At 62.4% G+C, this 13,870-nt stretch carries 16 protein-coding genes; 9 read left to right on the top strand and 7 right to left on the bottom strand.

What is annotated here, in order from left to right; translation table 11 throughout:
• Positions 1–2: 2 nt before the first annotated feature.
• The 3 genes from BLR34_RS05720 to BLR34_RS05710 are packed head-to-tail and all read right to left on the bottom strand — an operon-like array spanning position 3 to position 2,591.
• Positions 3–626: a fibrillarin-like rRNA/tRNA 2'-O-methyltransferase gene (locus tag BLR34_RS05720; RefSeq protein WP_092700439.1), complete on the bottom strand. Its 624-nt coding sequence runs from the start codon at positions 624–626 to the stop codon at positions 3–5.
• On the bottom strand, positions 623–1,468 hold the full coding sequence (locus BLR34_RS05715; RefSeq protein WP_092700436.1) for an NOP5/NOP56 family protein: 846 nt from the start codon (positions 1,466–1,468) through the stop codon (positions 623–625). The genes BLR34_RS05720 and BLR34_RS05715 overlap by 4 nt, the downstream gene beginning before the upstream one ends.
• A gap of 40 nt (positions 1,469–1,508) precedes the next feature.
• Positions 1,509–2,591, bottom strand: coding sequence for a geranylgeranyl reductase family protein (locus tag BLR34_RS05710; protein WP_092700434.1), 1,083 nt, complete (start codon positions 2,589–2,591; stop codon positions 1,509–1,511).
• Between the two features lie 185 nt (positions 2,592–2,776).
• On the opposite strand from BLR34_RS05710, the gene BLR34_RS05705 reads away from it, so the two are divergent.
• From BLR34_RS05705 to BLR34_RS05680, 6 genes are read left to right on the top strand one after another with little or no spacing between them, the layout of a single operon-like run.
• The gene (locus BLR34_RS05705; RefSeq protein ID WP_092700431.1) at positions 2,777–3,046 is read left to right on the top strand and encodes an NADH-quinone oxidoreductase subunit J; all 270 of its coding nucleotides are present in this window, start codon (positions 2,777–2,779) and stop codon (positions 3,044–3,046) included.
• Positions 3,043–3,369 (top strand): hypothetical protein, encoded by a 327-nt coding sequence (locus BLR34_RS05700; RefSeq protein ID WP_092700428.1) that lies wholly within the window; start codon positions 3,043–3,045, stop codon positions 3,367–3,369. Before BLR34_RS05705 ends, BLR34_RS05700 begins: the two co-directional genes overlap by 4 nt.
• Positions 3,366–3,671 (top strand): NADH-quinone oxidoreductase subunit NuoK, encoded by a 306-nt coding sequence (gene nuoK, locus BLR34_RS05695; protein ID WP_092700425.1) that lies wholly within the window; start codon positions 3,366–3,368, stop codon positions 3,669–3,671. The genes BLR34_RS05700 and nuoK overlap by 4 nt, the downstream gene beginning before the upstream one ends.
• A gap of 3 nt (positions 3,672–3,674) precedes the next feature.
• A complete protein-coding gene (gene nuoL / locus BLR34_RS05690) occupies positions 3,675–5,720 on the top strand; it encodes an NADH-quinone oxidoreductase subunit L (RefSeq protein ID WP_092700422.1) in 2,046 nt (681 codons plus the stop codon).
• Positions 5,721–7,289, top strand: a complete 1,569-nt coding sequence (locus BLR34_RS05685) for a complex I subunit 4 family protein (RefSeq protein ID WP_092700419.1) — start codon at positions 5,721–5,723, stop codon at positions 7,287–7,289. It begins immediately after the preceding gene.
• The gene (locus BLR34_RS05680) at positions 7,286–8,785 is read left to right on the top strand and encodes an NADH-quinone oxidoreductase subunit N (RefSeq protein WP_092700416.1); all 1,500 of its coding nucleotides are present in this window, start codon (positions 7,286–7,288) and stop codon (positions 8,783–8,785) included. Before BLR34_RS05685 ends, BLR34_RS05680 begins: the two co-directional genes overlap by 4 nt.
• A 10-nt stretch (positions 8,786–8,795) precedes the next feature.
• Here the strand turns inward: BLR34_RS05680 and BLR34_RS05675 are convergent, their stop codons facing one another.
• Positions 8,796–9,287 carry an Ig-like domain-containing protein gene (locus tag BLR34_RS05675; protein ID WP_092700411.1) on the bottom strand — a complete coding sequence of 164 codons (492 nt, stop codon included), beginning with the start codon at positions 9,285–9,287 and terminating at the stop codon, positions 8,796–8,798.
• A 105-nt stretch (positions 9,288–9,392) separates the two neighbouring features.
• Between BLR34_RS05675 and mvaD the strand changes: the two genes are divergently transcribed.
• Positions 9,393–10,373: a phosphomevalonate decarboxylase MvaD gene (gene mvaD, locus BLR34_RS05670; RefSeq protein WP_092700407.1), complete on the top strand. Its 981-nt coding sequence runs from the start codon at positions 9,393–9,395 to the stop codon at positions 10,371–10,373.
• A gap of 39 nt (positions 10,374–10,412) precedes the next feature.
• The gene (locus BLR34_RS05665) at positions 10,413–10,868 is read left to right on the top strand and encodes a UPF0179 family protein (RefSeq protein ID WP_092700403.1); all 456 of its coding nucleotides are present in this window, start codon (positions 10,413–10,415) and stop codon (positions 10,866–10,868) included.
• A 68-nt stretch (positions 10,869–10,936) separates the two neighbouring features.
• Here BLR34_RS05665 and BLR34_RS05660 read toward each other — a convergent pair whose 3' ends face one another.
• Positions 10,937–11,326, bottom strand: a complete 390-nt coding sequence (locus tag BLR34_RS05660) for a DUF2237 family protein (RefSeq protein WP_092700400.1) — start codon at positions 11,324–11,326, stop codon at positions 10,937–10,939.
• Positions 11,327–11,408: 82 nt separating this feature from the next.
• Between BLR34_RS05660 and BLR34_RS05655 the strand changes: the two genes are divergently transcribed.
• Positions 11,409–11,591, top strand: coding sequence for an HEWD family protein (locus BLR34_RS05655; protein ID WP_092700397.1), 183 nt, complete (start codon positions 11,409–11,411; stop codon positions 11,589–11,591).
• A gap of 96 nt (positions 11,592–11,687) precedes the next feature.
• On the opposite strand, the gene BLR34_RS05650 is transcribed toward BLR34_RS05655, so the two are convergent.
• Entirely contained in the window at positions 11,688–12,755 is a 1,068-nt protein-coding gene (locus BLR34_RS05650) for a DUF7973 family transport facilitator (protein ID WP_092700394.1), read from the bottom strand.
• Between the two features lie 126 nt (positions 12,756–12,881).
• Complete coding sequence (locus BLR34_RS05645) at positions 12,882–13,868, bottom strand: DUF368 domain-containing protein (protein ID WP_245683180.1); 987 nt, start codon at positions 13,866–13,868, stop codon at positions 12,882–12,884.
• Between the last annotated feature and the right edge of the window lie 2 nt (positions 13,869–13,870).

Raw genomic sequence — 13,870 nt, 5'->3', positions numbered from 1 at the left:
TATCAGTCGGGGCGAGCGACGACCCCGAGATGGTCGTCGTGATAGGGTTCGAGCGACGCTGTCTCCAGGACCTCGTATCCCTCGCGTAACTCCTCGAGCACGTCGTCGAAGACGTTCTCAGGCTGCCGTGTCACGTCTTCGCTTCGGGCCTTGATTGCCAGCAGAAGTCGCCCATCGTCGAGGAACCGCCGGTTTTCGAGAGCGACGCGTGCTTGGCCGCGTGTGGCAACATCTTGGACGATAACGTCGACCGGCTCGACGACGTGAGCGTACGCTGTCGGCTCTCTGGCGTCGTTCAACAACGGGAACAGGCGCGACCGGTCTGTTGCGACCGTCAGGAGGTCGCGCATCGGCCGGGGCGCGAACTCCACGGCGTAGGTCGGCCCCGCAAAGTCGGCCACGTGACTCACTGTCGTCCCCGAGGCGGCCCCGAGATAGAGTACCGTCTCGCCGCCGGAGAGCCCCGTCTGCATTCCGGTTTCGAGCATCGCGCCAAGCTTCGAGCGGTTCGGGTTCCACCGCCGCCAGCCGTCTTCTGTCGGCTCGCCGTACACCGGCTGACCGCGTGTCGCGAGGCCAGTCTCCCCGGCAATACTGCGACGTTCGACGCCGTCGGGCAGCGTCACGACTCATCACGAGCGCGGATTCGCTCGATTCTCTCGGCGAGTTCGTCGTCCAGTTCCGGCTTCCGTTCACCCGAGTAGTGGTCGACTCGGGCGGCTATCGAGAGCTTTCCGGCGAGTGCACGGGCCGCCGAGCCGCGGTGTTCCGGCGAGGTGCCGCGGACGGCCTCGTGAAGGTAGATGACGCCGTGTTTCGGCGAGGTTGCCCCGCCACGCAGGTGCGCGAACAGCGCGTCTTCAGCCCCGAGTACCTGGACCGTTCCACTGGGTTTTTTGGCCAGGTCTCCCAGTCCGCCTGCGAGTGCGATGAGCCGAGCCGCGAGTTCTGAACCGGCCAGCGCCGACAGATTCGGCGCAACGTCGGGCGTCCATCGCTCGATGAACGCCCGTAGCTCGGTGGCCTGGTCGTCGAGCGCCGCGACCCGAGAGGCGAAGGTCACGATATGAGACTCGAGGGCGTCTTCGGGCTCTCGCTCGGCGAGTTCCTGTACGTACTCGGTGTCGACCGTCGCGTCGCAGTCGTGGGTTCCCGCCCACTCAGCGACCCGCTCGGTCAGCTCGTTGGTGACTCGCTCGCAGTCGTCGAGCGCTCGGATAGCGTGGATGAGTTGCTGGTCGCTGGCACGCTCGCGTTCGGCAACCGCTCGCTCGCTGGCCGCAACCGTCGCCTCGTGAAGCCAGTCGTAGTACGTCGATTTGTCGCCGATGGCTCCGTCTTCGACTGCTTCCTGGGGCCACTCTCGTGGCTCGGTAGCTGACCCGTCTCGGATTGCGTCGACTCCGGAATCGAGGTCCTCCGGGTCGAGCCCCGCAAACCAACCGGGGTCGGCGTCGTGTGTAGTCATGTAGGCTCGTACAACCCCACCACCTAAAAACAGCACTCACTCACCGCGGAAGCATCGCGCGGAACTGATCTGCAGAAAACAGCGTCGTCGGTCGGTCCATGTGGACGCCGATTTCCCCCTCGAACAGTCCCATCCCAGTCTCCTGGATCGTCTCGGGAGCCGAGTACCCTTTGCGGATGAGATGGCCAAGCTGGATGTCCCCGAGCAGTTCCGACCGCCAGGCCGACTCGTAGGCGTCGAGGGTCTCCGGCTCCGTTGGGTCGATTGTCTCGACCGCGCAGTCCGCGGCTGTCATCCCATAGAGGATGCCGCCGCCGGTAAAGGGTTTGTTGTGGGCTGCGGCGTCCCCGATAAGAAACACGCGTCCGGTCGTTACCGTCTTCGCCGGTCCGATAGGGATGAGTCCCGAACAGCGCCGGTCTGTCTCAGCCCCGTAGTTGTCGGTAAACTCCTCGAAGCGTGCACTCACGTTGTTGCTCGGGGGCATTGCCAGCCCGTACTCGACGCCGGCGTCACCTCGTGGAATGCGCCAGGCGAAAAACCGCGGCACGGTGAGGTGAACGTCGACGAACTCCTCGTGGTCGGGCTCCTCGTCGAACCCGAGCACGCCGTGGAGCAACTCGTCCGGTTCCGGCAGCCCAACGGCGTGTCGGACCCGGGATTTTGGTCCGTCACAGCCCGCGACCATCCGGGCGCGGTGTGTCTCAGTGCCGTCGGGGCCCCGAACCGTTACGTCGACGTAATCGCGGTACTCGGCTATGTCGACGACGGTATGATTCTCGTGGACGGCGGCGCCAGCCTCGCGTGCGGCCTTGGCCAGCTGGCGGTCCAGTTCGACTCTGTCGATGACGTTGGAGACGACCTCGTCTTTGTAGAACTGATAGGGCTGGCTGTCTGGACCGCCCGTGTGGAACCTGGCTCCGTAAATCTCGTTTTGAAAGAGGCGGTCGTGGGCCGCCTCGGGAACGAACTCCCAGATGTCGGTGCTGACGTGTCCCGAGCAGGCCAGTGGCTTGCCGACCTCCCCCTGCTCGAAGGCGACAACGTCGTAGCCAGCCTGAGCGGCCCCGCGTGCGAACCGCGAGCCGGCGGGACCAGCGCCCACGACGACGAAATCGTGCATGTCCGTACCCTTGGCTGCCCGACTCTTAAGCGAGACGATTACGAGTGGGACAGGCTGGCGCACCAGAGGGGTCCGAGGCAACCGGCAAGCGACCGCAGCGCGCTACTTTCTCACCACTTTCTGACACGAGCGCGGCATAAAAAGGGAATCTTGAAAAGCACGCCGTGTACACCACTACAGTAACAATGGTACTCGACCAACTAGCATTCGGGTTTTTCGCGCTGGTGACGCTCGCCAGCAGCCTGGGTGTCGTTCTGGTCCGTGACGTGTGGCACGCGGCACTGTTGCTCGGTGTCGCGCTGTCGAGCGTGGCGATACACTACGTGCTGTTACAGGCCGAGTTCATCGCCGTGATGCAGCTTCTGGTCTACATCGGCGGTGTACTCATACTCATCGCGTTCGGTGTCATGCTCACGCAGGACGACACGGAAGAAACAGGGGAGGTCACGGCATGACGACGGGACCGCGTCTCATCGAGATAGACCGGAGTCTCGTCCCGGGACTCATCGCCTTCGTACTCTTTGGCATCATGTCCGCTGTGTTCCTGACTGCGGACGGAACGGGTCTCTTCGAGTGGGTATTCACCGACCCGGCAGGATTCCCTGACACGAGCATCGTCGGCGGCATCGGGTACGCGCTCATCGGGGCAGCCGAGCAGGGTGTCGAGGCGACCGAGAACTTCGTCGTCGCGCTCATCCTCATCGCCGTCTTGTTGGACGCGGCACTCGACGGCGCACTGATGCTCGCGAAGCGAGACGACGGAGGTGAGGGTCAGTGACCGCTCCCCTGGAGTGGTATCTCGTACTCTCGGCCGGCGTCTTCTGTGCCGGTCTGTTCGGCGTTCTCGTCCGACAGTCGGCCCTGCATTTCGTGATGGCAGTCGAGTTGATGCTCAACGCCGCGAACATCAATCTCGTCGCGTTCTCGCTCGAACACGGCAATCTGACGGGGCAGGTGTTCGCGCTCTTTGGCATCGCGCTGGCTGCCGCTGAAGTCGCTATCGGCATCGGAATCATCCTCGTGTTGAACCGCAACTTCGACGATATCGATGTCACTGAAGCAGTCACGATGAGGTGGTAACAGATGGTAGATGTCTTCAACGTTGTCGAGGCGATTGCACTGGTTCCGCTCGTATCGTTCCTCCTGGTTCTCGCCCTCGGGAACCGGATGCCCAAGAAGGGCGCGCTCTCTGGGATTGCCGCGACCGGCTTCTCGCTGGCTATCTCACTGCTGGTCGTTCTCGACCTCGCGACCGGCGGCGAGGTCTATCACGAGGAGCTGTTCACGTTCGTCGCTGGCGACGGCGCAGGCGTCGAACTCTCCTTCGGTCTGCTCGTGGACCCGCTGGCGGCCCTGATGTTGACCATCGTCTCGCTCATCTCGTTCCTGGTTCACATCTTCTCGCTTGGCTACATGAACGACGAGGGCGAAATCGGGCTACGACGCTACTACGCGAGTCTCAGCCTGTTCACGTTTTCGATGCTTGCGTTCGTCTACAGCGACAATCTCCTGATGGCCTTCATGTTCTTCGAGCTGGTGGGGCTGTGTTCGTTCCTCCTTATCGGCTTCTGGTTCCGGGAGGCTGGCCCGCCAAGCGCCGCGAAGAAGGCGTTTCTGGTGACCCGCTTCGGGGATTACTTCTTCCTCGTCGGGGTCGTCGCCGTCTTTGCCACCTTCGGAACGACAGCCTTCGCGGGTGACCACTCGTTCATCGTCGAGGCGACACACGTCCTCGAACCCGACGCCACGGGAGAGATGAACACCTTCCTCGGCCTCGGTGAGCAGGCCTGGATTACGGTCGTTGGTCTGCTGGTGCTCGGTGGCGTGATGGGCAAGTCCGCACAGTTCCCGCTACACACCTGGCTTCCTGACGCGATGGAAGGTCCGACGCCGGTCTCGGCGCTGATTCACGCCGCGACGATGGTCGCCGCCGGCGTCTATCTCGTCATGCGGATGTACGGCTTCTATGCGCTCTCGCCGACCGCACTCGGCGTCATCGCGCTCGTCGGCGGCTTCACCGCGTTTTTCGCGGCGACGATGGCGCTGGTCAAACAGGAACTCAAGCAGGTACTTGCGTACTCGACTGTCTCACAGTACGGCTACATGATGCTCGCGTTGGGTGGTGGCGGCTACGTCGGGGCAGTCTTCCACCTCACGACCCACGCCATCTTCAAGGCGTTGCTGTTCCTCGGTGCCGGTGCGGTCATCATCGCCATGCACCACAACGAGAACATGTGGGACATGGGCGGCCTGAAATCGCGGATGCCGGTCACCTACTGGACGTTCCTGTTCGGGTCGCTCGCGCTCGCGGGCATCTTCCCGTTTGCAGGGTTCTGGTCGAAAGACGAGGTGCTGTTCGAGACGCTTCAGCACGCCCTCTCAGGTGAGCCGCTGCTTCTGGTCGGCTACGCCTTCGGACTGCTTGCCGTCGTCATGACGGCGTTTTACACGTTCCGGATGGTCTATCTCACCTTCCACGGTGAGCCCCGGACTGACACCGCAGCGTCGCCCGAACCCATCGGCTGGAGCATGAAGTTCCCGCTCGTCGTTCTCGGTGCGCTCTCGGTCGTCGGTGGCGTCCTCAACATGGGCGTTCTCAAGGACTTCATCGGGTCAGAAAACCTCTTTCTGAAGAAGTGGCTCGAAGGCAAAACTATCAGCGGCGAACTCGGCCCGCTTTCGGCAGAGGAGTATCATCACATCCTCGAAAGCGATTTTGCCGCCGGCTACGAGGTTACTGAGCTTTCACCGCTCGGTCCCGGCGCGCTCGCGCTCGTTCTCGGGCTGGTCGGTCTCGGAGCCGCCGTGGCGCTCTATCGCGCTCCGGAGCCGACGCCGCACATGACGAAACTCGGCCGCATTCGCACGCTACTCATGAACAACTACTATCTCGACGAGTTCCAGGTCTGGCTGGCAACCGGCGTGACTGCACCGCTCGCCCGCGCGGCGAACAAGTTCGACCAAAGCGGCATCGACGGCGTGGTCAACGGTGCCGGCAGCGTGAGCATGTTCACCGGAGAGCGGTTCCGGCGGATACAGACCGGTATCGTAACCAACTACGCCGCCCTGCTATCGCTTGGCCTCGTGTTGTTGCTGCTGGTCTTTGGATTCCTCGGGGGGTGGTTCTAGATGATAATCGAGGCACTGCTTGCGTTCACACTCGCCAGTTCGATGCTTGTCTTTGGCGTCCCTGACCGGTACGCGGGGAAACTCGCGACCGGCCTGAGCGCCGTTCCACTGCTTGGCAGCCTCTGGATGTGGAGCGAGTTTTCCAGTGACGGGAACGCGCTGCTCGCGGACGACACTGTCGCGTTTGGCAACACGGTCGACTGGTTCAGGTTCACGTTCGACACCTACGAGTGGACACTCCAGTGGAACGTCGGCGTCGACGGCGTGAGCCTCCCGCTGTTGGTGCTTGCGACGGTGTTGACGACGCTCGCGCTGGTCTCCTCGTGGACGCCAATCGACGGCCGCCAGTCGCAGTTCTACGGCCTCATGCTGTTGATGGAGACGGCGCTCATCGGCGTCTTCACGACGCTTGACTTTCTGCTATGGTTCGTGTTCTGGGAGGCCGTCCTGATTCCGATGTACTTCCTCATCGCCATCTGGGGCGGGCCTCGCCGGAAGTACGCCGCCATCAAGTTCCTGCTGTACACGAATCTGGCATCGCTCGTGATGTTCGTCGGGATGTTCGCCCTCATCTTCGGACTCGGCGACGCTATTTCGACGCTCGGCTTCGCCGAAATCGCACAGGCGCTGCGGGGGGGCGAACTGAGTGGTTTCGCTGGGATGGAACCCGACACACTGCGGTTGTTCGCGTTCGTCTTGCTCTTTCTCGGGTTCGCGGTCAAGGTGCCGGTGGTACCGTTCCACACCTGGCTACCCGACGCTCACGTTCAGGCCCCGACACCCGTGTCGGTCATGCTTGCAGGCGTCTTGTTGAAGATGGGGACCTACGCACTCTTGCGGTTCAACTTCACGATGCTCCCGGACGTGGCACGCGCAAACGCCGAACTTATCGCCGCAATCGGCGTCTTCAGTGTTATTTACGGTGCCCTGCTCGCGCTCGCACAGCGTGACCTGAAACGCATCGTCGCGTACTCCTCGATATCCTCGATGGGCTATGTCATCCTCGGGCTGGTCGCGTTCTCACCTCACGGTATGGGTGGGGCGACATTCCAGATGGTCAGTCACGGCCTCATCTCGGGGCTGATGTTCATGGCCGTCGGCGTCATCTACAACGCGACCCACACCCGGATGGTCGGTGACATGTCCGGGCTGGCCGACCGGATGCCATACGCGGTCGGTATCCTCCTCGTCGGTGCGTTCGGGTACATGGGACTGCCGTTGATGAGCGGCTTTGCTGCCGAAGTGCTGATATTCATCGGTGCCTTCGAATCGACGGTTATCGGGGGCGCACCGCTGTTCACCGCCGCCGCGATGTTCGGTATCGTCATCGTCGCGGGCTACCTGCTGTGGGCGATGCAGCGGACGCTGTTCGGTGAGTTCGCCGTCGAAACCGACTACGAAATCGGGCGCGCACCGCTTCACGACATTGCCCCGATGTTCGTCCTCATCGCGCTGATTATCGCGCTCGGCGTCCAACCCGATATCATCTACGAGACAATCCAGAACGCTGTCAACCCGCTGAACGACCCACTTGCGCTCGTCGTCGACCTCGGAGGTGAGCTGCGATGACGGACTTCGGAACGCTCCCCGACTGGGCGGCACTTGGTCCGGCGCTGGCGCTTGGGTTCACCGCGCTCGCGCTGTTTGTCGCCGATATGGTCTATCCCAAAAGGCCCCAAAGAGAGTTGTTCGCCGGCATCTCGGTTACCGGCGGCCTCGCCGGACTCGCTCTCAGCGTCTGGTATCTCGTCGCTGGCACCGGCCAGGCCGAGAGCGGCGGCGCAATCCAACTGTTCGAAGGAACGCTGGTCGTCGACGGGATGTCGCTGTTTTTCGCGACTATCGTCACCAGCGTCGTCGTCCTCGTCACGCTGGCGAGCTACGACTACCTCGTCGATCACCCACATCAGGCCGAAATCTACTCGCTGACACTGCTCGCAGCCACGGGGATGGTGATGGTCGGAATGTCAAACAGCTTCGTCACCGCCTTCATTGCCATCGAACTCTCGTCGCTCCCCTCCTACGCGCTCGTAGCCTCGCTGAAAGAGAACCGCGGGAGTATCGAAGGCGGATTGAAGTACTTCCTCATCGGTGCGCTCTCGTCGGCAATTCTGGCCTACGGCATCTCACTGGTCTACGTCTCGACTGGCTCCCTCCAGTTCGGTGCGGTCACCGAGGCACTCTCCGGGGGCGTCGGTGGTATTCTCGGGCTCGGAATCGTGATGATTCTGGCCGGCTTCGGCTTCAAAATCGCTGCCGTGCCATTTCACTTCTGGGCACCCGAGGCCTACGAAGGGGCACCTGGCCCAGTGTCTGCGTTCATCTCCTCGGCCTCGAAGGCCGCTGGATTCGTGATTCTCTTCCGCGTCTTCGTCGATGTCTTCCCGTACGAAGTCGTCGAAGGCACCGTCGACTGGGTGATGGCGTTCCAGGCAATCGCCATCGTGACGATGACCGTCGCCAACTTCGCGGCGCTCAGACAAGAGAAGGTCAAACGCATGCTCGCGTACTCCTCTGTCGGGCACGCGGGGTACGTTCTCATCGCGGTGGCGGCGCTTACCGGCGAGGCCAGCGGTGCCTTCGTCCTCGGCTCGGGCATGGTCCACCTCATGGTGTACGCGTTCATGAACACCGGGGCGTTCCTCTTCATCGCGCTTGCCGAACACTGGGGTATCGGACGGCGCATCGAGGACTTCAACGGGCTCGCAACACAGGCACCCTTCGCCTGTGGTGCGATGACGCTGTTTTTGCTCTCGCTTGCTGGCCTGCCAATCGGCGGCGGCTTCTTCTCGAAGCTGTATCTGCTGATAGCGTCAGTTAGGGCCGACGTTGCGCTGCTTGCGGTTGCGCTGGTGCTCAACAGCGTCGTCTCGCTGTTTTACTACACGCGAGTCATCAAGGCTATGTGGGTCGAGGACCCAAGCGACGACCTCGAAATCGAGAGCCAGCCCGTCGGACTGTACACCGCGCTCGCGCTGGCGGCGCTGGTCACTGTCCTGCTGTTGCCTGGCTTTGGCATCGCGGTCGAGTTCGCCAACACGGCGGCAAAACTCGTCGTCCCCTGACGCCTGTGGGTTAGCTTTCCTTGATGTGACGGACTGCCAGTGACTCGTCTGCGCCGATTCTGACGACCCACGTCGGACCACCTTCACCGAGATACCCCTCCTCGAGACGCCAGACGAGCGACGCACGTCGGCCACCGTCGAGAGTCGCCCGAATCGTGTAGTTGCCTGAGCTCCGTGTTACGTCTTCGAGAATCTGGCGCCGTTGACCGCTGTCCGCGCCGGAAAGCGAAACCGTCTCTGCGTACCGCGTGGTCCCGTTTTCGATGACCTCGACGAAGACCTCGTGTTGCTCGCCGTGGTCGTTGATGACCCTAATGTCTGGCGGTTTCTCGGAGACCAGACAGTACGTCGGCACGGGGTCACCGACGGAGGTGTCTGTATAGCAATCACCGTCAGCAGACTCGATTTGGTCCGTGATAGTCGGCGCCGAACCGTCGCTTGGAACCAAAAGGAACAGCAGCACCGTCAGGATGGCCATAACGACGAGAAACCGTTTGCGCATGGCGCTCGTACGGCCGATTCGGTCAAAAATCTGCTGGCGGAGCTGGGACCGCCTGCGACGGTGCGGTTCAAAACTGCCAAGTACCGACGCCGAATTGCTCAGGGTATGAAGGCGACTGCGAGAGCCCACCCAATCGAGGGGCTCGTCAAATACCACGGGATGCGTGACGAGGAACTTCGGCTCCCGTATCACGACTCCATCAGCCTCTGTACCGCACCGAGCAACACGACGACGACCGTCGAGTTCGATACCTCACTCACGGAGGACCGCTACGTCATCGATGGCGAGGAAGTCGACGGTCGGGCGGCCGAACGCGTCTGTCACGTCGTCGACCACGTCCGCGAGCTGGCAGGCATTGACCACCGAGTCCGGTTCGAATCGGAGAACTCCTTCCCGACGAACGTCGGCTTTGGTTCGTCTGCCTCTGGCTTTGCGGCCGCCGCAACGGCGCTCGCAGACGCCGCGGGACTGGACCTGACGTTGCCGGAAATCTCAACAATCGCCCGGCGTGGCTCCTGTTCGGCGGCGCGGGCGGTCACTGGCGGCTTCTCGCATCTCCGTTCTGGACTCAACGACGCTGACTGCCGTTCGGAGACGGTCTCCTCGCCCGAGGCCTTCGAGGAAGACCTCCGTGTCATCGGTGCGCTCGTCCCCTCATACAAAGAGACCGAGCACGCCCACGAGGAAGCGGCTGCGAGTCACATGTTCGAGGCGCGGATGGCTCACATCCACGGCCAGATTGCGAAAATGCGCGACGCGTTGCAGGAAGGGAACTTCCATCGCACCTTCGAACTCGCCGAGCACGACACGCTCTCGCTGACTGCAACGACGATGACCGGGCCTTCGGGGTGGGTCTACTGGCAGCCCGAGACCATCGAGGTGTTCAACACGGTCAGACGGCTCCGGACTGAGGAGGAGGTGCCTGTCTACTTCTCTGCAGACACCGGCGCGAGCGTCTACGTCAACACAACTGCAGAGTACGCCGACCGTGTCGAGGACGCCATCGCCGACTGCGGTGTCGAGACTCGTCGCTGGCACGTCGGCGGTCCCGCAGAGGTGTTGCCCGAGGAGAACGCACTGTTTTGAGGCGGGGGACTTAATCCACCAGGGGCCCTACAGCACCCAATGACGACGGTGACACTTATCGGGACGCGACTCGCTGAGGAGGGGGTCGAATTCGTGTACAACGGGGAGTCAACCGCTTGTGAGGGGTGTCCCTATCGGAGTCAGTGTCTCAATCTGACCGAAGGACGCAAGTACCGTGTCACCTCGATTCGTGAGGATGCGAGCACGCTCGACTGTGCGGTTCACGACACGGGAGTTACCGCAGTCGAGGTCGAGCCGACACCGGTGCGGGCAAACGTCGCATCGAGCAGCGCTTATTCTGGCAGCAAGGCCTCGCTTGAGGGACCGTGCCCACACACGAGCTGTCCGAGCCACGAGTACTGCGAACCGGCAGGTGCCGCCTTCGACGAGGAGTACCGCATCGACGAGGTTGTCGGGGACCCGCCACACGATTACTGCGTGCTCGACCGCGAGCTTACCCTCGTCGAATTCGAGGCCCCAGACGGCAGCCGATAGTGCGGATTCCGGTTTCGAACCCATCTCAGCGTATACCAGAGAGGCCTTGTCACACCAACCACGATAAGTCAGGATGCGTCCTCGCCTGTCTCCCCCTCGTACTCGTGTTCGGTGAGTGTCGAAAAGTACAGTGAATCGAGAACAGACTCGTTTGTCGCTTCGAGAATCACCGGCGGCGCGACATCGGCTTCAAGCGCCTCTATCCAGCGCCCCAGACAGAGACACCACCGGTCACCGGGTTCGAGGCCAGGGAAATCCAGTTCCGGTCGGGGTGTTATCAAGTCGTTTCCTTTCTGTTTACTGTAGTCGAGGAACTCCGCGGTCATCACCGCACACACCTCGTGTCTGCCGGGGTCGTCGTCGACGTGCCGACAACAGCCGTCACGCTTGTAGCCTGTCGTCGGGTCCATGCTACAGGGTTCCAGCTCTGTGCCAAGCACGTTCGTCTCCTCGCTCATAGCCGTCCTAGGGAGAGCCCGCTGATAACCGCTGTGGGTGCCAGACACACGATTCAAGTCTCTCTCCCTCGTACCCGGATGTATGAGTACGATAGCACCCCCGACCGAGCGGGAGTGTCTTCGTTGTGGCCGCATCGAAACGTGGGACGAGGACCGCACGTCGTGGGTTGCGGCGACGGTCGATGGTGAGACACGGCGCGGCCGGCCCCACTGCGTCCACGAATGGGACATCACGGGAAACTACAACCCGACCGGCGTTCAGTGACCACGATACCGACGGTATACATCACTGCGCTTCGACGGGGCAGAGCGGTTCGACCCCGTCGGCGAGTGGGTACAGGAAGAAACCAGTTCCTGAGGGCTACAGAGTCGGGTACGGAATCAACTCGGGGTCAATGACGCCAGCGGTCGCGAGCAAGCCCAACAGCAGCGTCGTTACAACGATAGAGACGGCTGGCGGGTCGACGTGAGTGTCGCCGTGAGCGTAGAAGAGGCGCTGAGCTCCTTCACCGAGCAGACTACCGAGGACGCCGAACACACCCGCTGCGATGAGGCCGACTGTCGGGTCGAACTCGCTTGCAACGGCGAGAGCTGCGATTCCGGCCGGGAGCGCCATGTGGTGTGTGACTGGGAACCTGTACTGGCCAAGCGCGAGGAATGCGAGGCTGAAAAGCGAGATACCAAAGGCCAAGAAGGCGCTATCACTCACCAGTGCGATGTAGCCAGAGGCGAGACCGACGGCCAGCCCGAGCACGGCGACGTTTGCCGGCTCGTAATGGTCCGGGAGCCACACCTCGACGACCAGCCGTCCTTCGGTTCCCTGTTCAGTCTCGTATGGCTCTTCGCCCCAGCGCTCGTCACGGACGTGTGGAGTCATATCGAGCATCGAACGGCTCATTCCACGCACCCGACCGACCAGCGGATAACCAAGTGCGAGGCGGTGGACGAACGCAGAGAGAACCACCGCGAAGAAGATTGGGTCGACCGGCACCTCGGCTGAGACGGCGAGGCGAGCCACGAGGACGCCGAAGACGCCGAATGCGCCGCCGACCAGAAGTGTCGCCGGCTCCGAACCGAGCGGTTTGGTGATGTTTTTGGCCTGGTGGTACCGGAACGTGGTATCGAACGTCTCTCGTCTGCCCAAAAACGCCGTTGCAGCTACGCCGCCGGCAAAAGCGACGTGTGGGCCAAGTACCGGCCCGAAGCCGATAGCGCCGCCGAGGCCGAGAACGTCGACCGTTGCTGGGTCGACCCCGAAGACGCCGGCGATTGCTGTCCCCTCGATATCGCCGAGCGTTCCAGTCATCTCGCCGACAACGATAGCGATACCCGACAGGCTCAGTGCGGGGAGCGCACCGATGGCCGCGCCGACCATTCCGCCGGCAAACCCTGCAATCAAAATCTCGACAGTCAACTCGGAAACCACCATCGTTACCTCCAGCGGACGCCGCCTCGGGTGCGGTCGTCTCTCGATTCGCTCTCGACGCCGGTCAACTCCCGTCGCATACTCAGCTATCAGTGCGTCCACCGGGATGATAGTTGTTTGTGTCTCGGCTCAGGCGTCGGCTTCGTAGCCGAAGTCCTCGGTGTAATAATCGAGGAGTAACACTGCCCCGAGACCGGCAACAAGCGCAGCAAAGAGAGCGGCGACGCGGGGCACCGTCCACGCCGATGTCGTCTCCGTTACCTGAATCGCTGGGTAGCGAAGCGCTCCGAGCATCAGGCTCACCAGGAATGCGAGTGTCGCCATGCGGTACCGCTCCAGTGCGGCCCGGACCGCAAAGGCGATCGTAAAGAGCCCGATGAGTGCGCCGCTGACGAAGACGACGACAGTCAGCGCTGCATCCAGGAACGCGTCGGGCGAACTACCCTGTAACACTGCGATAAACTCGTCGATGAACTCGTTGAGTGTCGTCGTCATGTAGTCGTACTGCCCCAACAAGAGCAGGATGAACGCTCCCGAAATGCCCGGGAGTACCATCCCAGAGATGGCGAGCACGCCGGCACCGAATATGACGGGGAAACTGTGCGGGAACGTCCCGGTCGCAGTCTCGCCGGCAACGAGGAAGGCGGCGCTGAACCCGACCAGTGCCGCAACCGCAGGACCGGACTGATATACCCACCCTCGCTCGAAGAGCGCAACTGCCGACGCGCCGATGAGACCGAAGAAAAACGCGAAGGTCGGCCCCGGCAGTGCCGATAGCGCGAACTGGACCAGGCGAGCAAGGATGGCGACAGCCGTCACCATTCCAGTCCCGACGGCCATAAGGAACGGAACGTCCATCCGCTGGAGCTCTGCAACGAACTCTTGACGGCCACGCTGGCGACGTAGCGAGGGTACCAGCAGTATCACCGACGGGTCGAGTGAGGTGACCGCCCGGATGAGGCGCTCGTAGATGCCGGTAATGAAGGCGATAGTTCCGCCGGAGACGCCGGGGACGGCGTCTGCAGCACCCATCGCCAGCCCCTTGCAGTAGACGACGACGAGGCCGACAACGGCGGGTCGGGTCTCTTCGGTCCCGATGGTTTCGGAGGGTTGCACGG

The sequence above is a fragment of the Halovenus aranensis genome (assembly GCF_900100385.1).
In the GTDB taxonomy this organism is placed as follows: Archaea; Halobacteriota; Halobacteria; order Halobacteriales; family Haloarculaceae; genus Halovenus; species Halovenus aranensis.
Note: the sequence above shows the minus strand (reverse complement) of the source record. Positions and strands in the feature narration are given on the sequence as shown.

What these genes read in the sequence shown, in the direction of transcription:
- BLR34_RS05715 (WP_092700436.1), bottom strand. Translation starts at nt 1,468, where the DNA reads ATGACTACACACGACGCCGACCCCGGTTGGTTTGCGGGGCTCGACCCG.
- BLR34_RS05710 (WP_092700434.1), bottom strand. Translation starts at nt 2,591, where the DNA reads ATGCACGATTTCGTCGTCGTGGGCGCTGGTCCCGCCGGCTCGCGGTTC.
- BLR34_RS05705 (WP_092700431.1), top strand. Translation starts at nt 2,777, where the DNA reads ATGGTACTCGACCAACTAGCATTCGGGTTTTTCGCGCTGGTGACGCTC.
- BLR34_RS05700 (WP_092700428.1), top strand. Translation starts at nt 3,043, where the DNA reads ATGACGACGGGACCGCGTCTCATCGAGATAGACCGGAGTCTCGTCCCG.
- nuoL (WP_092700422.1), top strand. Translation starts at nt 3,675, where the DNA reads ATGGTAGATGTCTTCAACGTTGTCGAGGCGATTGCACTGGTTCCGCTC.
- BLR34_RS05685 (WP_092700419.1), top strand. Translation starts at nt 5,721, where the DNA reads ATGATAATCGAGGCACTGCTTGCGTTCACACTCGCCAGTTCGATGCTT.
- BLR34_RS05680 (WP_092700416.1), top strand. Translation starts at nt 7,286, where the DNA reads ATGACGGACTTCGGAACGCTCCCCGACTGGGCGGCACTTGGTCCGGCG.
- BLR34_RS05675 (WP_092700411.1), bottom strand. Translation starts at nt 9,287, where the DNA reads ATGCGCAAACGGTTTCTCGTCGTTATGGCCATCCTGACGGTGCTGCTG.
- mvaD (WP_092700407.1), top strand. Translation starts at nt 9,393, where the DNA reads ATGAAGGCGACTGCGAGAGCCCACCCAATCGAGGGGCTCGTCAAATAC.
- BLR34_RS05665 (WP_092700403.1), top strand. Translation starts at nt 10,413, where the DNA reads ATGACGACGGTGACACTTATCGGGACGCGACTCGCTGAGGAGGGGGTC.
- BLR34_RS05660 (WP_092700400.1), bottom strand. Translation starts at nt 11,326, where the DNA reads ATGAGCGAGGAGACGAACGTGCTTGGCACAGAGCTGGAACCCTGTAGC.
- BLR34_RS05655 (WP_092700397.1), top strand. Translation starts at nt 11,409, where the DNA reads ATGAGTACGATAGCACCCCCGACCGAGCGGGAGTGTCTTCGTTGTGGC.
- BLR34_RS05650 (WP_092700394.1), bottom strand. Translation starts at nt 12,755, where the DNA reads ATGGTGGTTTCCGAGTTGACTGTCGAGATTTTGATTGCAGGGTTTGCC.